Source organism: Streptomyces violaceoruber, from assembly GCF_033406955.1.
GTDB lineage: Bacteria > Actinomycetota > Actinomycetes > Streptomycetales > Streptomycetaceae > Streptomyces > Streptomyces violaceoruber.
This window is the reverse complement of sequence record NZ_CP137734.1, coordinates 7459679-7478997: the sequence shown is the minus strand read 5'-3', so window position 1 is coordinate 7478997 and position 19319 is coordinate 7459679. Positions and strand designations below refer to the sequence as shown.

Sequence of the window (19319 nt, the reverse complement as noted above, 5' to 3'; positions counted from 1 at the left end):
TTACGCCGGTGGCCGGGCCCGCGGGTCCGGTCACCGGCAGAACGGATGAGACCCCCACGTGACTGCCTCCATCGACGCCCATGTCCGCCTCGACACCCACCCCACTCACCCGAGCGCCGTGCAGGCCGTCCTGACCGGCACCCAGGCCCGCGTCGCCTCCACGGCTCTGGAGGCTGCCGGCTGGAGTGCCGCCGCCACAGGCGTCCTGGTCCTGGCCCGCATCGATCACGAGGAGCCCTACTGGGCCGCCGACGCCGCCCAGCACCTGACCGCCGAAGGCATCACCGTCGAGATCACCCCGCGCCTCCAGGAAGCCATCGACGAGGAATGGACCTGGCCGAACTACCCAATGCCCTGGTGCACCCGCAACGAGATCCGCGAGGTCTCCGACCAGGCGCAGAAGATCCACGACGACATCCGCAACGGCCACCTCCTGATCCACGCCCACGCCCACGACGGCCACACCACCGTCGCGGTCGGCACCTACCTCCACCAGGGCGGCAAGTCCGTCTACCTCCACGGCGAGGACCATCTGCGTCAGATCGCCGACACCTTCGACTCACCCGCGGAAGCACTGGTGGCCTTCGAGAACGCCCACGCGGCCGAAATGCGCCCCGGCCCAGCGCCCCTGACCGACATCGAACGCGCCGCCACCGCAGCGCGTTCCGTCTTCGACGTCACCACAGCCAAGCCCGAACCGCCCCGCCCCCAGCTGGAGGCCGTCCCCATCTACCTGGCCGATGCCGGTGACCACGACGCGCTCCTCGGCACCTTCCTCGACACGCACGGCGAGTTCGAAAAGTGGCGCACCTGGTCCGATGAAACGACCCACGCCATCCACGAATCGCAGACCCTTCGCATCGAACGCGTCCACGAAACCCAGGCCCGCGAGACCGCCTGGATCGTAGCCGCCTACGAAGCGCCTGTCTCCGACCGCATGTGGCACCTCACCGCGACCAGCGCCACCCCCGCCCCAGTACTGCAGAATCTGCTGAAACACCTCGCCGACGGCGACGGCTGGGACACGGTCATCGGCGTCCCAGTGGGCGAGAGGACGGTCACCACAGCCACGCAGCCGCTCACTGAGGCCGGGTGGAAGCACACCCTGACAGGGCACGGGATCCGGTGGACGTCCCCCGACGGGCAGGCAGGCGTCCGGTTTGACCCACTGACCGCGCAGGCCCCCCAGAACCCAGCCACCTGGACCATCTGGGCCGGCCCCGATCCGGACCGGCCCACCTGGGCCATCACCGCGTCCCCGCACACCCCGAGTTCGCTACTGGCCGACCTCTCCGAAACTCTCGCCCACGAGACCGGCACACGCCAGCCCCAGCCGGGCCGCCGCGAGCACAGGACCCGCCTCGCAGCCAGTGCACCGGCGGCTCCGGCGGTCACGGCCGGCCGACCCGCCAGCCGTTCACGCTGATCATCACCCCCGCACGAGCGGGGCAACATAGCGCGGGATCGCCGGTTGGCCAAACCGGCGATCCCGCGCACCATAGATATTCCGCCGCCACGCCCTGCCCGCACGTCGAGAGGCTCCTCCCACGACCGCAGACACCACACGTAGCGCAGCCCGTCACGTGGCCGGGAGCGCCGGGCGATCACGCCGCCGCGTAGCTCGCCCGGAACAGCTCCTGCGCCCGCTCCACGTCCCTCAGCGTACGAAGCTGCACTTCCAGATCACCCGTGCCGTGGTGACCGAGACCGGACACGTCCCGAGTGAAGCCCGGAACAAGATCGACATCCTTCGGGTCGACCTTCAGATAGACCAGCAGCTTGCTTCGCTGCGGCGGGCACAGGCAGGCAAAGTTGCGCAGCCGCTGATACGCCCGGTAGGTCTTGCGCTCCACCCGGTTCACACCATCCCCGAGCCCAAGCAGGACCTCGTCGACCGCACCCGCCAACTCGCGCATCGCCGCGCCCTGGACATCAGCCGCCGACTGGGCAACCGCCTGGCGCCGTGCCCGGCGGGCCACCTGCACGCCGCCGCTCACGGAGGCCACGGTCTCAAGCCCGAGCAGGTCCCTGCCGAAGAGTCGGTAGCGAACCAGGTCGATCGACCTCCGGTGCTCGCGCACGGCATGCACGTCGTAGCGGGTGAAGTCGCCGGCGATGCAGATCAGGCGTGGTCCGCTCCACAGGACCTGGGACGCGGCCGTCACCCCGAGCCGGTCGCGGACCAGGTGCTCGAACTCCGCCCGGTGGTCCATCAGCCAGGCCAGGTAGAACAGGCCCTGGTTGATGACGCCGGCGTCCGTGCCACGCTTGTACTCAATGATGACCGGCGATCCGTTCTCGTCCAGCCCGAGCGAGTCGATCCGGCCCCCGTGGGCGGGCCCCGTGCTGTACTCGCTCGCCAGGAACCGGACGCCCAGCAGCGTCTCCATGTGCGCCTCGACGAGAGCCTGCACATCGGCCTCGATCTCAGCAAGACGCGGCATGACCTCCGTCATGCCGCTGTTCGTCGTGTCCGTGCGGAACAGCTTCAGGCCCGACACCTTCCCCTCCTCGGCTCGGTGATCACCAACGCCGACGGGGTGCGGGATTGTTTCCGCGAGAGCCTTCGGGGGCGTGAAGATAGTGTGAGACCCTACGTACTGCTCGACCAGGGAGCTCGCGCCCCCCGGTCACCGGGAATCCGCGATTCCCCCATGTGTCCCCCGCGACCTGGGGGACAGCTCCCGGAAGCTGCGTTTACGCAGGTCAGCCCCCGTAGCTCAGCGGATAGAGCACGTGCCTTCTAAACGCTTGGCCGCTGGCCCAAACCTTGCTCCTCGGGGCCGATCCCTTTTATCTCACCGCCACCACAGGTCGGACTCTGCGGGCGCTCCCGCCGAAGCTATAAGGGGCGCAGTCTCATAGCGCTCACTCCGGTACCGACCGCAAGTGATCATGGAGCGCGGAGCTTGTATCGCGCGAGTAGTTGCCTGATCCGTCCCCCTCCGAAGTGCGTCCCGGTAGCCTGCTACCTGCTGATCAGCAGGTAGGGAGACACATCAGTCATGTACGAGCGCGGGATGCGGGTACGGCTCCGAGATCGTTTGTGGGAGGTCGAGGCGGTCCGTGGCGCGGGCAGCGAGGCATTCCTCGATCTACGCCGGGCCGATGAACGCCCTGGGCCACGCCACCTGACAGTACTTGCCAGCAAGGAGCCGACGATCAGCCTGGAGGCGGCCACACAACTACGCTTCGAGCCAGGCAACGCCGTCCTGCTCAACGAACTTCATGACGCGCTGGCCCTCACCATGGCCCACGGCCGCGGAGACCTTCTGGCGGTCGAGCATGGCCGAATCGATGTGGAGCCCTACCAGCTAGTGCCAGTTCTCGTCGGCATGCGCCAGCCGCGTGTACGCCTGCTGGTCGCGGATGATGTCGGTCTGGGCAAAACCATCGAGGCCGGCCTCCTGCTGATGGAACTGGCCCGCCGTGGCCGCGCGGACCGCGTACTGATCGCCTCCCCGGCAGGACTCCAAGATCAGTGGGTCGAGGAGATGCGTTTCCGCTTCAACCTCGACTTCACCAAGGTCGACAGCAAGAAGTGGCTGGAGGTTCGCCGGGACAATCCGACCACGGTCAGCCCGTGGACCGCCATCCCTTACGCGGTGTCATCGATCGACTACCTGAAGAACAACATCGGAGCCATTCAAGCCGCGCCACCGTTCGACGTGGTGATCATCGACGAGGCCCACCATGTCGCCCGCGCCTATGCGGGGGAGGGCCGCTCCAGCGCCACCGACCGCAGCCGCCTGGCCCGCGCATTGGCCGACCACAGCCGAGAGCTGCTCCTGCTGTCGGCAACGCCGCACAACGGGTACCAGGAGTCGTTCGCTAGCCTGCTCCAGCTCCTGTCTCCGCACCTGGCCGCCGATGACGGGCGGCTGGATCCCGAGCTGGTCCAGCCGTACATCGTGCGCCGACTCAAGGACGACGTCACCCGCGGCGAACCGCCTCAGCCGATCAGCCGGCGCCTGCCGCCGCAGCCCATCGAGGTCCGCCCGACCAGCCGGGAGAAGGAGATCCACCAGCGGCTGCGCGGGCACAGCAAGCGCATGCTGACTGCCCTACGCGGCACCGACTCCTACTACGTGCAGGCATTCGCCCTGGAAGTGCTGCGCAAGCGCGCCCTATCCAGCCCCTATGCGCTCTTGCAGAGCCTGCGCCGTCGAGCGGAGAACCTCGGCATCCCGCCGGTCGATCGCACTGGTCGGCAGCGCATGGACGTACTGCAGCAATACCGCGGGGACACCGCACTGCCGGAAGCAGAACTGCGGGCCGCCGAGGAACTGGCGCTGGAGGGCGTAGCTGCCCACCTTCCGGAGGACCATCTGCGCGAGGAGCAGCGCCTGGTCGGCAGGCTCCTGGAGATGGTCGAGTCCCTCAGTCCCGGCGATGACAGCAAGCTCACCCGGCTGCAGGGTTGGCTGGAAGGCTTCCGTGCCGGGCGGCGCGGGGAGAGGGTCATCCTCTTCACGGAGTACCGCGACACCCTGGACTACCTGGAGAAAAACCTGGGCCACGGGCCGCTGCTACGGGTCGACGGCACCATCCCACTGGCGAAGCGACGTGAGGTACTGGAGCGGTTCGCCGCCACGCCTGGAGCTATCCTGCTGGCCACCGATGCCGCCGGAGAAGGTCTCAACCTGCAGGACGCCTGCCACGTAGTAGTCCACTACGAACTGCCCTGGAATCCAAACCGGTTGGAACAGCGCAACGGTCGTGTCGACCGCTACGGCCAGCCGCACGTTGTCGAGATCAGCTACCTCTATCTGGCCGAGACTCGTGATGAGGAAATCCTCCAACGGCTGCGCGACAAGCTCTCCACCATCACCAAGCAGCTCGGCTCCAGCAGTGACGTTCTGGGTGTGGCCGGCCGCAGCGACGTAATCGACGGTCTCCTGGAGGACATCGACGCTGCGGAACTGGAGCAGCGCCTGGAGCGGGCTGTCCAGCAGGTCCGTGACTATCTCGAGCGCAGCGGCGCCCTCGTGCTCATGCAGAGCATGAAGAACGAGAAACAGATTGAGGGCGAGACCACAGCCGCCCGCGAACAGGCTGGCTGGCTTCTGCCAGATTTCGACGAGTTCCGGCAACTGGTGGCCTCCGTGGTGAGGCAGTGCGGCGGCTCTGTCGTGGGCAATGGCGACATCGTGACCATCGAGCCCGGGCCTCTCCTCAAGCAGTACCCGCTCGTCCCCCAAGAGGCATTTCAAGCCACCTTCAGCCGCTCCGTCGCGCTCGAACCCGAGCACCACGGAATTGCCTTCCTCACGCCCGCCCACCCTCTGGTGCGGGCGGTCCTTCAGCGCGTCCGTACCCGCCTGTACGACGAGCGCGCCGCCAACCGCGTTGCTGTGCGCCCCGTGGTTGAGGGCCATGGCGGGTGGCTGTTCACCTACGTCGGCCGGATCACCTCCGACGACGGCCGTGTCCTGGAAGAGCCCTTGGTGCCCGTCTTCGTTCCTCGCAACGCGGACGGCACACCCGCCGCGCCCAGCCAGGACCCAACTACCGACCTGCGCCGCCTCCGCCAGCGCCCCGCGCCCTCCGGCAGCCTCGACATCATTGACAAGGCCCGTCAGGAGCTGGCTCCTGAATTCGACACCGCCGTCCTACGCGGGCAGCAAGAAGCCTCCCGCCGAATCGCCGTCCGCGCCGAAGCTCTGCGAGAACACTTGACTGCCCAATCCCAACGCCTACACGCCGACCTCGACCGCTGGCACGCCGCAGAACTGGCCGAGGCCGAGAGGCGCTTCGCCACAAGTGCCGGTGACAGCATCCAGCTCGGCCTCTTTGCCGACACCGGACACGGGGCCTTCCATACCGTCGACGAGGCCCGGGCCGCCGTCGACGACGAGTTCAACCGACGCCGCAAGGCCCTCAGTCTCGGCTATCAGGTCGCCGATGTCACCGCCGGTGAACCAGTCGGCTGCATCGTGTGCGTGGAGGTACCCGCATGCTGAACATCACCGTCGCTGGCACCACCCTGTCCACGTACTACCTTTCCGACCCCGCACTGTTCCTGCGCGAACAACGCGGCCGGGTCGGAGCCGACGACGCGGCAGAGGGCATCCGCCCCGCCAAGCGTGAGCTGCGGCGCCTAGTCGCTGATATCGATGAGACGAGCACCGCCGGGGAAACCCGTAAGCGCATGCTCACGTGGCTCTCGTGTTTCGGCTGGAGCTTTACCGGCAGCCTCCCGGCCATAGAGGAACCTGTCCCCGGTCGCGCCAGTGCTCCCGATGGCCAACACGGCACGGCCGACCTCGTCTCCGTACTGATCACCCCGCCCGGGCAGCACTTGGACGCCTCCCCCACCGGCCGCCGCACAGGCAAGCTGCGCCCCCAGCGTCAGGCCGAAGTGTGTGCCCGCGAGTACCGGCTCCCCGCCGTCCTGCTCAGCAACGGCAGCGAACTGCGAGTCATCCGACGAGACCCCGGACTCGGCGGTGAAGCCAGCTACCTCTCGGTCGACCTCGTCGGCCTGGCCGAACTCGGTGACGAGCACGAGTGGCGCGTCCTGTGGGCCCTGTTGCGGCCCGAAGCCTTCACCCCCGACCCCGCCGGCGAAATCCTGTGGAAGCGGGTCGAGGATGCCAGCTCCGACGCTGCCACCGCCGTTAGTGAGAACCTCTCCGGCGGCGTGCGCACCGCCATCAGCGCCATCGCCAACGGCGCACTCCACCACTGGCGGCAACACCAGCAGCCCATCCCCGAGCCACGCGACCTCTTCGCCGACGCCCTCAAGATCGCATATCGGCTGCTGTTCGTCGCCTATGCGGAGGACCGCGGCCTCCTGCCCGTGGGCACCCCCTCCTACGACCGCGGCTACTCCCTGCGCGCCCTGCGACGGGAGATCCTCACCGAAGCAGGCTGGGCACCTGACGGAGGTCTTTTGTGGAACTCCCTCCAAGCGTCGTGGTCCCTGCTGCGTGACGGCGTCGATGCTGGGGAACTTCAGATCACCGGCTTCAACGGGGGTCTTTTCGATCCTGTCAAGTGCCCTCTGCTCGACGACCCAAGTCTGGCTATCGGCGACACCTTCGTTCGAGATGCGATCGATGCCCTTTCCTGGACTAAGCCTGAACGCTCGACCAGCAAGACAACTGTTGGACGACAGGCGGTCAACTACCGTGAACTCGGCGTGGAGCAACTCGGCAGTATCTACGAGGGATTGCTCTCCTTCGAACCGCAGATCGCCGACGCCCCAAAGGTGCTCGCTCGCGTCGGTCGCGGCCAGTCTGCCATCGTGCAAGTGTTGGATGCCGAACAGCTGCCTGAGGGCGCCGAAACACTGGATGCATACGACGCCGGTACCTTTTACCTCTTCGAGGCCAGCGGCCAACGCAAAGGCTCCGGTTCTTACTACACCGCCCGTCCACTCGCGCACTTCGTCGTCGGCGAGACGCTGCGCCCGCTCCTCCAAGAGGCCACCCCAGAAGACATCCTCAACCTGCGGATCTGCGACCCCGCCATGGGATCGGGCGCCTTCCTCGTCCCCGCTGTGCACCAGTTGACCGAAGCGTACGGTGAAGCCCTGGCCCGGGAAGGTGAACTACCCGACCACAAACTCGACGATGCCGAACGCGCCGCTTATCGCCGCCTCGTCGTCGAACGCTGTATCTATGGCGTTGACCTCAACCCCATGGCCGTGGAACTCGCCAAGGTGTCCCTCTGGCTCACCACTGCCGCAGCGGGCAAACCCCTGTCCTTCCTCGACGCCCACCTCCGCTGTGGTAATGCAGTGATCGGCGCATACTTTGACAGCTGGGCTGGAGTGCCTGCTCCAGCTCAAAGCGGTCGCGGTCAGCGTGTGGGCACACCCAACCCTGATCAGCAGGATTCCCTATTTGAAATCGAGGAACCAGACCTAGCTGCTTTGGTGCGTGTGCGTCACGCCTTGGCTGCCGACCCTTCTGAAGACCGCATCCAGGTCCGAGCGAAGGAACGGCGTTTCGCTCGCCTTTTGGAGGGAGCCGACTTCAAGCGCCTGCGCACGCTGGGCGATTGGTGGATTGCCCCGTTCTTCGAGGAAATTTTCAGGGGCAATACGGCAGAGTGGCTGGCCGGCCACTACAGGATTATGCGAGGAGAAGCCCCCCGGCCAGAACTGGCCGATGCAGTTGCTCGTGTACGCACCGAGATCCGCCCATTCCATTGGGAAGTAGAATTCCCAGAGGTATTTTTTGACGCAAAGGGGGAGCGACTCTCAGACGCAGGCTTTGACGCCATGATCGGAAACCCCCCTTGGGAAGGAATCACGTTCAAATCCGCAGAATTTTATGGACGCTTCGACCCCTCTTATTCACTACTTAGAGGAAGGCAGGAAAAGGCGGATCGACAGGCACAACTAGATGAACGCCTAGACGTGTCCCGGGCGCGCCTTGCCGTAGACGGCACACTCCGCGGCATGAAGGCTTTCATTAAGAGTTCAGGCGTCTACAAGATGCTGGGCACTAAGGGAACATACAATCTATACCGATCATTCCTCGAACGAGAATTGAGCCTACTGTCAAAATATGGGCGAATTGGCGTCGTAATCGACTCCGGAGTAATCGGGGATGCCGGAACCCAGTATCATCGACGCGCATTGTTTGAGCAGCATCGGATCGACCACTTCATCCTTTGCGACAACACCAAAAAAATCTTCCCCATCGATAGCCGCGAGCAATTCCTCCTACTGATCGCCGGTCGCGGCGATTCGACCTCATCGCTCCGCTTCTCCAGTGGAGTAAACCAACTCGATCACCTAATGGACCTCGACCGCCGGACCATTGAAATCCCGTTCTCTGCGATCCGCGCCATGGCGCCGGAAACCCTGGCAGTGCCAGATGCGCGCGACGAGGACCTCTTGCGCCTGCTAGGAGATATCTACTCCGACCACCCACTCCTACTGGAGCACATGAAGAATGGTGGTTGGCTGGTGGACTGGGGGCGCGAACTCCATATCGACGACAACAAGGATTGCTTCTCCGAGGAACCGGGTGGAATCCCTCTACTCGAAGGTAAAAATATCCATCAATTCGTGAGCCACTTTGCCGAGCCATCATACTTCCTTAACAGTGCTGGAGGAGCATTGCTGGAAGGGCGGGCCCGGAAGCGCTCCAAGCGTAAAAATCTCAGCGGAGTTTCACGAGCCTCCGCAGAGGAGCGCTACTCTAACAGCGAGCCCCGCACCGGAGTGCTTGAAGTTCCCGCAGATGGATACCGACCCGTCCTACGAGAGACATCCAGCGCCACGAATGAGCGCACACTAATTGCAGCGGTAGTTCCGCCAGGAACAGCTGTATCACACAAATTGCACTTCTTCTACCGTTCGATTTGGGATCCCACCGCCAACGGGTACCGCACCGCTCTGAATAGTTCTGCGATGGTTTACCTCGTGGCTCTATTGAACAGTCTAGTGTTGGATTTCATTGTTCGCCGCAAAGCGAGCGCGAGTGTCACGAAGTCGATCATGGCGACCTTGCCCGTCGTTGATGTCCCTCTTGACCACGGGGTAGGGGCCGAGGTAGTGCGACTCTCGGGTCAACTCACCTGTCGCGCTCCAGAATTCGAAGCACTGGCAGAAATCCTCGGCGTGGAATGCAGTCCCCTGACGAAGAGGGAAGAGTATGGCCTCCGTGCCGAGTTGGATGCGCGCGTGGCTCATCTCTACGGTCTCACCGCCCAACAACTGGAGCTGATCCTGGCTGACTTCCGACAGAGCGCGGACGCGGAAGGCAGCCCGGTGCGTCCCAGTGAGGAGTACAAAGCGCTCGTCCGCGAGCACTTCGCGCGCTTGGCTGGCTGATCTCGACCCTCAGCGCAGGACATGTTGGACAGAACAACCGGAAGACAGCCCAGCAGGACGTCAGTCAGTGGTGGAGCCACGACCACCGGAACCTGCGTACCACTATCAATGTCAGTGGTCGGCACTACGCTCGACTCAAGTCGCAGGCGAGCCTCCTCTGTTCGGGTGGGTCGCCGCGCGGCAGGGTGATCGACAACGGGTGTAGGTAGGAAGGGCGAGAGATGAATCCGCTGGAGCTGGCTGATCGGTTGCGTGAGGACTACCGGCGGTTCACCTGGACCACCTACCCCGTCGCCGACCCTGGCTTGCGTTCCCGCCTGGAGCGGCTGGTGGACGACGAGGCGTTGCTGTGGCGCGGCCCGTACCTGTCTGTGCAGCCGCGCTTCCAGCTGTCCGCCACATTGTCTGACCTAGCCGGGATCATTGGGTTGCCACCGGAGGTCACGAGCGCCTTCCCTCGGGTGGACCGACTGTTCACGCATCAGGTAGCGGCGGTGACCCGGATCCGACAGGGCCTGAACACGCTGGTGGCCACGGGTACAGGCTCGGGCAAGACTGAGTCCTTCCTCATCCCGGTCATCGCGCATGCCTACGAGAACCGGCACCGTCCCGGGGTTAAGGCGATCGCGCTGTACCCGATGAATGCCCTGGTCAACGACCAGGAGGACCGTATCAAGGTGGCGTGCGAGGCGCTGGGGCTGACTTATGGGGTCTACACAGGGGCGACGCCTACACACGACCGTACCCGGATGCAGGAGATGCCCCCGGACATCCTGCTGACCAACTACTCCATGCTGGAGTACCTCCTGACCCGCCGGGAGGACCGGGAGCTTTTCCGGAACGGGGTACTGCGCCATCTGATCCTGGACGAGATCCACACCTACCAGGGCGCGCTGGGCACCGAGATCGCCGGCCTGGTGCGGCGGCTTCGCGGTCATGTCGCCGATGAGGGACTGGTGTGTGTCGGGCTGTCCGCGACCGTGAGCGCCGGAGGCGACCACGCGGTCGATCTGCAGCGCACCGCGGAGTTCGCGAGCAGCCTGTTCGCCGCCCCGTTCGATGTGGATGGCATTATCGAGGAGACGGCCGTGCCACAGCCGGAGCCGGTCGTGAGCCTGATCGGTCGGGCACCGGACCGCGACCAGCTTCGCCAGGCCCTTGCCGACGGCGGGGACACCTCGCGGCTCCGGGTCGTGCTGGGTGATCCACAGGCAAGCCCGGTACTGGACCTGCTGCGGGCACACCTGTCCGAGCCCAGCACGGTCGATGAGCTGGTGGATCTTCTCTCGAGTCTGCCGCAGCGGCAGGGAGCCGACCGGGATGCGCTGGAAGACGAAGTAGCCGGTTGGCTGCTGCTCGGGGCGGACACCCACACCCCGGAGGGCCCGCCCGTCCTGGAAGCCAAGGTCCACCTGTTCCTACGAAGCCTGCCCACACCGGTGCGCTGCACCGGGCAATCCGAGCATTTGTTGCTGGACGGAGCCACAACGTGCAGTCACGAAGGCTGCGGCGCGAAGGCCACAACACCGTTGGGGGTATGCCTGGGCTGTGGCCAGGACTATGACCTGGAGCGGGACGACCCCGACGGTCCTGTTGCTCGCTATGTGGCCCGCCGTCTGACGGCCGATGAACCGCTGCAGGTCCCTCAGACTGGTGACCGGAACTGGTACCCGGCGCGCCGCTGCACGAGCTGCGGCAAGGACGCCAACGGTGCCACGTGCCTGGGGTGCGGTGCCACGACCCGCGAGGTCATTGTCGCTGTGCCGGAGCCCGATCGCCCGCTCACGCGGTGCCCGGTGTGCGGGTATCTGCGCTCGCACGGCGCGGTGCAGGAGTTCACCGCCCGTACTGCCGCCGCGGTCACGGCCGCCGCGTTCAGTCTGCACACCGGTCTGGCGGCGCAGAGCGATGACGAGATGCTACGGCGTCTGCTGATCTTCGCCGACTCGCGGCAGGACACCGCCTTCCAGGCGGGCTACTTGCGCGACCGGTCCCGGGCCGTGCAGGTGCGCCGCCTGATCGTGGAGAGCATCTCCGACCGCGTCCGTCAGCAAGAGCCGCCCGCGAGTTTCAACAGCCTCGTCGAGGATGTCTTCCGGCGCGGTCAGGACTCCGGTCTCTACGAGGACCCGGCGGGCAAGGACGCCCGCCGCCGGGCCCTGCGCGTGTGCGAGTGGGATCTGCTCGGTGAACTCGCCAGCGATGAGCGCCGGCCGCCGACCCTGGAACGCCTTGGACTGATCACCATTGGCTACCCGGGTCTGGAAGCACTGGGAGATGACGCACTCGCGCCGCTCACCGACACTCTGGGCGCGGACGCCGCCGCAGCACGCTGGCTGCTGGCCCGCATGCTCGATCTCGTGCGCACCCGGGGTGGGCTCGGCCATGACCTGCTCCAGAAGCGCCTGGACGCCAAGACGGAGGCCGAGCTCGTCGAGGCCGGTGCCACCATGGGGGTGGGACAGTCGATCACCGGCTACGGCGAGACCAGCGTCAGGGTGCCGGGTGCCAATCCCCTGGCCATGAGCTACAAGGGCGCGGCCGGCCGCCTGGTGCGGACCGCTTTCCCGAGTGTGACGAGCTCAGATGCGATCGAGCGCGGGGTACGTAAGGCCGTTGACTTGCTGGCCGAGCACGATCTACTGAAGGGCGCCCAGGTGGGCAGCGGCCGGCAGCGGGTCGTGCTGCGCCAGGTTCCCCCCCAGGCCGTGGAAATTAGGCCCGCCAGCGAGACCACCTACCGGTGCCGCGCCTGCCGGGCGGTGCAGCCCGGCCCCTCGCCACGCAACAAGTGCGCCACTTTCAACTGCAAGGGCACCATGGAGCCGTGGCGGGGCGACCCGGATGACCACGAGCGGCTGCTGGCCGCCAGCGATGCTCCTCTGGTCATCAAGGCCGAGGAACACTCCGGGCAGGTGCCGCTGGAGGACCGCGAGCAGATCGAGGAGCGGTTCAAGGAGGGCGACCTCAACCTGCTGGTGTGCACCATGACGCTGGAGCTGGGCGTGGACCTTGGTCAGCTCCTCGCCGTTATCCTGCGCAACGTGCCCCCGCGTCCGAGCAATTACGCGCAGCGTGCCGGCCGAGCCGGGCGGCGGGAGGAGCGGGTCGCGCTCGTCGTCACCTTCGCCGGTGGCATGCCGCACGACAGCTACTACTACGCCCGGCCAGTGGAGATGATCCGCGGTGCCATCCGCCCGCCGGCGTTCCTGCTGGACAACCAGCGCGTGCTCAAGCGCCACGCTCGTGCCATGGCGCTTGAACTGTGCGGGCAGAACCTCCCCCAGTGGATGCGGGGCCTGGTCACCGAGGACGCGGACGGAAACCTCCACGGCATCGACGAGGTGAAGGCCGCTCTCATCGAAGGGCGCGACCGTATCGCGGCTCAGATCCTCGCCGCCTTCCGCCTCGGCCTCGCCGATGGGGACCTTTCCTGGCTCACCGAAGACTGGGCATACGAGGTGGTCGACTCCTGGATCGACGACCTCGACGCACACGTCGAGCCGTACCGCATCCGTCAGAAGGGCCTGCTGGAAGAGTGGATGCAGGCCGCCAGCAAGCCGGGGAACAAGGAAGCCTCCCGCGCGCTCACCAGCATCAACGCCAGCCTTGAGGCCATGCGCAGCGGCGACCGCATCCGCGCGTACGTGCTGTCCTACCTCAGCTCCGTCGGCTTCCTTCCCTCCTACGCCTTTCCCACCGACACTACGAGCCTGGCGCTGGAACGCGAGACGGCCGAGCTGTCCCAGGACTCCGTCCAGGCGCTCAAGGACTACGCCCCCGGCCAACTCGTCTACGCCCGCGGTGACAAGTGGGTCGTGGATCAGGTCGACTTCCGCCGAGCCAACCTGATCAACTCCGACGGCGTCGGCGCTCTCGACCACATCAACTTGTGCAACCGCTGCGACACCGTGAACGCGCCGACCAGCGCGCACTGCCTGTCCTGCGACAGTGACGACCTGAGCCCCCAGCTCAGCGTGCCAATGCGCGCCATGCGTGCCTCGCGCCGGCAGCGGATCTCGGCCGACGAAGAGCACCGCTCCCGCTCTCCCTTCGAAGTTACCCATCACCTCGGTGCCCCCAACACCGCTGAGACCTACCTCTTCGAACGCAGCGGCCTGGTCCTGCAGTGGGAACGCGGCGCGGACCTGACCGTCCTCAACCGCGGGCGCGTCACCAGGAATCAGAGCACCAGCGAGCGCTTCGTCATCTGCACCGGGTGCGGCTTGTGGTTCGACGCGATCCCCGGCCCTGCCCCGACCCGCGCTCAGCGAGATCGCCAGCAGTTCCACGACAAGATCTGCAGCAACCAACGGCTCGAATACAGCATTCTGCAAGTCGACCGCCGCGTCGACTGCCTGCAGGTCCTCCCCGACCTGGAGGCACTCGACGTCCGTCCGGACCGGCTTGAGGAGTTCCTCGCCAGCATCCGCGCCGCCCTGGACCTCGGCTGCCGCGTCATGCTCCAGGCCGGCGACGACGAAGTCGCCGGCTTCGACTGGCCCCGACCCGACCCGGAAAGCGACGAGGCCACCTTCCGACTCGCTGTGCTGTATGAAGAGGTGCCCGGCGGCGCCGGCTACCTCCGCCAGCTCGCTGCACGCTTCGGTGAAGTGGCCGCCGCCCTCGTCCCTGTGCTTGAGGACTGCTCCTGCGAGCGCTCCTGCTACGCCTGCCTGCGCTCGTACGGCAACCAGCTCGAAGAAGACCTGCTCGACCGTCACGTCGCCGCAGACTTCCTGCGCCGCTTCGCCCATGCGCCGACGGTGGACGGACGCCGAGTGCCCAGCTACACGGACGCCTTCCACGGCCGCCCGCGTTCCGCTATCGAGCGGCGCCTGGCCATCGCCTTGATGGCCCTCGCAGCACCTCGCGGCCACGCCCAGTACGACTGGGGAGACCGTGGCTCCACCGACGGAACACCCCGCCCCGTCACCGTGGCCGACTTCGCCTGGCCCGACCAGAAAGTTGCCGTCTTCTGCGACGGCTGGAAGCACCACCACACCCCGGAACGACAGGCATCAGACAAGACCAAGCGGGACGCCATGCGGGCCGACGGATGGACTGTTCTTTCCTACTGGGGCGGTCAGATCGTCCGCAACGCCGAGCAGTGCGCGGAAGGAATCCTGGAGCACCTCACCACCGAGCACTGATCAACCCAACGGCCCCGGTAGTACCGCCTCAAGGACGTTACTACCGGGGCCGCCACGGTAGGGGACCCGTATTCGTCACGTCACAGACACCGACACAGCTACCCCGCCGCGTAGCTCGCACGGAAGAGGCCCACAGCCCGCTCCGGATCCCGCTCGGAGCGCAACTGCACCTACAGATCGCCTGTGCCATGATGGCCGAGCCCCGTCACGTCCCGGGTGAAGCCGGGCACGAGGTCGACCTCCTTCGGGTCGGCCTTGAGGTAGACGAGGAGCTTGGTCTTCTGCGGTGGGCAGACGCAGGCGAAGTTCCGCAGCCGCTGATACGCGCGGTACTGCTTGCGCTGCGCCCAGCTGACGTCATCCCCGAGACCGAGCAATACCTCATCCGCCACCTCTGCCAGCTTCGCCAGTGCCCCGCCCTGCCTGCGGACAGGCAGCAGCCCGGCCCCGTGCCGGCGAACCCGCTTGGCGCTTGACGCTCGCCCGGTGACAGAAGCGAGAGGCTCAAGCCCAAGGAGGTTTTTACCGAGGAATCGGTAGCGGACCAGGTCAATGCTGCGCCGGTGCTCGCCCACGGCGTGCACGTCGTAGCGGGTGAAGTCGCCAGCGATGCAGATCAGCCTCGGGCTGTTCCACAGCACCTGGGCTGCGGCCGTGGCCCCGAGCTGGTCGCGCACCAAGTGCTGGAACTCTGCGCGGTGGTCCATCAGCCAGCCGAGGTAGAAGAGGCCCTGGTTGAGGACACCAGAGTCCACACCGCGCTTGTACTCGACGATGACCGGCGATCCGTTCTCATCGAGACCGAGCGAGTCGATACGTCCGCCGTGAACCGGGCCGGTGCTGTACTCGCTCGCCAAGGACCGGACGCCCAGCAGCATCTCCATGTTGGCCTCGACGAGGCCCTGCACATCCGACTCGACCTCCGCAAGACGCGGCATGACCTCAGTCACGCCGCTCTTCGTCGTGTGGAACAGCTTCAGGCCCGACACCTTCCCCTCCTCGGCTCAGAGAGAGCCAACGCCGAGAGTGGGCGGAATTGTTTCCGAAGCAGCCTCCAGCCGTGTGAAGATGATGTGGGTGACGCCATGTCGCCCCATGGGGTTCACGCTGTCCCCCGATCCACCGGAGCGTGACAGTTCCCCCATGCGTCCCCCAGCTGCGTTAACGCTTCGTCAGAATGAAACGAAAGCGCAGCTCAGGAGAGGGGCGAGCCGAAATAGGCCGAGCGCCTTCTACAGTAAGCGCCTGCTCTATTGCGTTGAAGCCAATTCACCAATGACTTCACTGACCGCACTCTGTGGCGGACGGGCCATCGTGATCAAGATCTAATCCGGATCTCGTCGATGGGGCCGCGCTTCTCGGTCCAGCCGCTACTGATCTAGGTCAAGCATCTGGACCTGGGCCCCACAGACTCGATGCACTGGTTGTTGATACACAGCCGGTCGTACAGGAGCTTCGTGTGCCAGCTCACCAGGAGACCGATGCTGTTGCCCGTCCGCTGGGCGACCTCGGCCGGGGCCGCTCACTGCCACACCGACTGGTCGAAATGTCTCAGGTCGTACGACCGTTTCGCGACCGAGGTGCTGGCGCGAGTGGGGGTGCGGCGCTGCCCGAGCCCACACCTGTGCATTCAGATATAGAACTTGAATTGAGGTAGTGGCTCCCGGTCAGCGGGGATCTCCCTCATGATCTCGCCAACCAGCCCGGAGAACTTGATCGTGATCGGCAGGAGTCCGCCCAATGCGGCCGAGTTCCAATTGAGCTTGGTGAGCGCGAGAACTTCCCTCAACAGGGTGTCCCGCGAAGAGTCCTGCCCGACGTGATCAGCGACCTGGAGCGGCGCCGGAACGTGCATCCCGTGGAACTCGTTGAGCGCGGGTATGTAACCCGTCGTGTACAGGTAGTCCAACTCCCCGAAGCTGAAGCGGGTTCCGCGAAGTGGCGGATACTTCGAGGTGGTGATGAGGCGAACCCGGCTCTGCGCCTCAAGGGCCATCAGGTCGTAACGCCGCACGCGGGACTCGATCACCGCACGGAAGCCGTCGCGTTCGTCCGGCCAGTAGCGCGAGGTCTTGTGCACCACGACGCGAGCCGGGGTCTGCTTCATCACTGACTCGTACCGCTCGAGCACCAGGGCCATCAGCTGGTGTGCGCCGTCGGCCGTCAGGTGAGGCGAACGGCTCCCGGTCTTGTTCGGGTCCCACTCGAATTCGTGTCCCCGAAGAACCAGCCCTTCCCCTCGCTCGTCAAACGCTTGTACGAGGCTGGTCTGCATCGTCGCAGCCGCGCTACCCAACGGCCGGTAGAAGCCGATGCCGACGTAGCAGGTCCCGGGCGTGAGGCCGTACGGACTCCATGGATAGCCTCCCGCCTTGCAGTACATCGCGGTGAAGAAGTTCCACGCGATGCGGGACGGCGGCGTCCTGTCGCGCCCGTCGAGCGTGGGCGCTCGGACGATCTGCGTCGGCATGCGGAACTTCATGGCGCTTGCCTTGAGGGCGCGGCGCAGGTCGCGATGCACCGCGCCGGTCTCTTTGCTGGTGTAGTCGGCCGTGCCGCAGCGCGCCACGATCTGGTCGGACAGCGCGATCACGACGTAGTCCGGGACGCTGTCACGCTCTGCCAACTGCCGAAACTTGGTCTCGAACAGGGTCAGGGCAGCGTGGAAGCGGTCCTTCTGCGACTTGATCTCCAGTACCTGCCGCAATTCGGTCTGCCCGAGTTCTTCATTCCACGCATCGTCGAACTCCAGCGACGAGAAGAACCCGCGGTCGGGCATCCACCCAGGGAACTCCGGGTTGTTCACGTCCCCACGTACGCCCTCGGCGCGACTGCGCATCCAGGTACGGGCCGCCTCGACGAGCTCTGCGGTACCGATCAGCCCCACGCGCAGCCGTGTGGGATGGCGACCCGATGCTGTCCAGGAACGCGGCCCGTAGCGTGCGATGCCAGCCTTGGGGTCAATGTGCAGGCCGTCGTCAGCGAACTGCAGCAGCGGTTCGGGAAAGTAGGTGCTCGCGATGAGGGACGGCGAGCCGGCGGGCGAGACACTCGGTGGAGCAGGGCGTGCCGTCATCGCAGCATTTCCTCCGCATCCTCGTCGCCTTCGTCAGCGGGATCATCGTCCTCGCTCAAGCCCTCCGCCTCGGCCCAGGTAAAGAGGTCGTCCACGTACTCGACGTTCTTGAAGGGCATGTCGTGCTCGGCGGGAATGCCCGGCCAGCGCACCTGCCCGCTGCTCAGCGATGTCGAGACGATCAAATTCTGCCTGTCCGTGCCGAAGGGGAAGAAAATCCGCGGAGTGCTCCTACCGAGGAAGTCCCGCCAGAACTGGACTTCGCCCAGGAGGTCATGGTTGAACAGTCGCGATTTCTTCCGGGTCACCTGCCGCCCAATGTACTTGGCCTGTATGGACTCGAAGCCATCGGATGTCACACGCAGCTCGGGTCTGACGCTCAGGCACCACTGATTGTCACCGATGAGGAAGAAGCGCAGCGAAACAGCACGGTGAAGCCAGTAGTTGCGAGCCTCTCCGGTCGCTCGCTTCTTGGGCTGCCAGACGACACTCCGGGTCGCCCTGCTGGCATTCAACGGCCGGTACGGCACGGAGCGTTCAACGCCTGCCGCCTCCGGTTCGAAGTAGTAGCGGTGGTGGTCGTGGTCAAGCCGCAGTCCGAGACGTCCGGTGAGTTTGTTCAGCGACCGGTTCAGCAGCGCGACGTACCACCCCAGCCTGTCGGGGTCCGTCCACCACTCCTTGGTGGAGAAGCGCTCGGTCTCCGTGCACGCCACCACGTCAGCGAACGGGTTGCTCGTGTCACGCAAGTCCTGGAATGCCCACAACCGTCCCTCACGCAGGATGAACGGCGTCATCATCCCGGCAGACGTCGCGGCCGGGCGGACCTCGTTCTCCCGTCTGGCAGAGCAAGGGGCTCCGTAGATGTAGCGCGGCATCTGCGTGACCGGCAGCACGTTGCTGTACACGGTGTCGTTGACCATCGGGGGCAGGTCTGACGACACATTGGAACGCCCGCCGAGCCTGCGCTCGATCCGCTGTTCGTGAGCCTCCTTCATGGCGTGCAGACGCTCCACCGTGTACTTCGCCAGCGCACCTTCGGAGTCGATCAGCTGGTGATGCTGATTGCACAGCAAGATCAGATTCTCGTACCGATTGCGCTCCTCTGGCGTCAACGGAGAATCGCCCCGCGGACCATTCGGGCTCTCCGCCACGATGTGGGCCATCTCGCCAAGCACCACAACGGGGTCCTCCGGCGTCCCCTGAGCCGTCAGCAGCAAGCCACATTCGGGAAAGGCGCAGATATTGCCGGAACGTTGGGTCAACTTGCGTTGCTGCGCGACAGGTACGGCCACAA

At 65.7% G+C, this 19319-nt stretch carries 7 protein-coding genes and 1 pseudogene; 4 read left to right on the top strand and 4 right to left on the bottom strand.

Annotation, left to right across the window (positions count from 1 at the left end; all coding sequences use genetic code 11):
- Positions 1-58 precede the first annotated feature (58 nt).
- Complete coding sequence (locus R2E43_RS33500; protein ID WP_332056849.1) at positions 59-1426, top strand: DUF317 domain-containing protein; 1368 nt, start codon at positions 59-61, stop codon at positions 1424-1426.
- 178 nt (positions 1427-1604) lie between these two features.
- On the opposite strand, the gene R2E43_RS33495 is transcribed toward R2E43_RS33500, so the two are convergent.
- Complete coding sequence (locus R2E43_RS33495) at positions 1605-2501, bottom strand: DUF5655 domain-containing protein (RefSeq protein WP_332056848.1); 897 nt, start codon at positions 2499-2501, stop codon at positions 1605-1607.
- Between the two features lie 504 nt (positions 2502-3005).
- Between R2E43_RS33495 and R2E43_RS33490 the strand changes: the two genes are divergently transcribed.
- The 3 genes from R2E43_RS33490 to R2E43_RS33480 all read left to right on the top strand — a co-directional run bounded on the left by R2E43_RS33490 (position 3006) and on the right by R2E43_RS33480 (position 14946).
- Entirely contained in the window at positions 3006-5963 is a 2958-nt protein-coding gene (locus tag R2E43_RS33490; protein WP_332056847.1) for a helicase-related protein, read from the top strand.
- A complete protein-coding gene (locus R2E43_RS33485) occupies positions 5957-9793 on the top strand; it encodes an Eco57I restriction-modification methylase domain-containing protein (RefSeq protein WP_332056846.1) in 3837 nt (1278 codons plus the stop codon). Before R2E43_RS33490 ends, R2E43_RS33485 begins: the two co-directional genes overlap by 7 nt.
- 221 nt (positions 9794-10014) lie before the next feature.
- The gene (locus tag R2E43_RS33480; protein ID WP_332056845.1) at positions 10015-14946 is read left to right on the top strand and encodes a DEAD/DEAH box helicase; all 4932 of its coding nucleotides are present in this window, start codon (positions 10015-10017) and stop codon (positions 14944-14946) included.
- A gap of 98 nt (positions 14947-15044) precedes the next feature.
- On the opposite strand, the pseudogene R2E43_RS33475 reads toward R2E43_RS33480, so the two are convergent.
- The 3 genes and pseudogenes from R2E43_RS33475 to R2E43_RS33465 form a co-directional block, all read right to left on the bottom strand.
- Positions 15045-15935, bottom strand: a pseudogene (locus tag R2E43_RS33475) (DUF5655 domain-containing protein).
- A 641-nt stretch (positions 15936-16576) separates the two neighbouring features.
- Positions 16577-18022: an argonaute/piwi family protein gene (locus R2E43_RS33470; RefSeq protein ID WP_332056844.1), complete on the bottom strand. Its 1446-nt coding sequence runs from the start codon at positions 18020-18022 to the stop codon at positions 16577-16579.
- Positions 18019-19317, bottom strand: coding sequence for an HNH endonuclease (locus R2E43_RS33465; protein WP_332056843.1), 1299 nt, complete (start codon positions 19315-19317; stop codon positions 18019-18021). Before R2E43_RS33465 ends, R2E43_RS33470 begins: the two co-directional genes overlap by 4 nt.
- Positions 19318-19319: the final 2 nt, after the last annotated feature.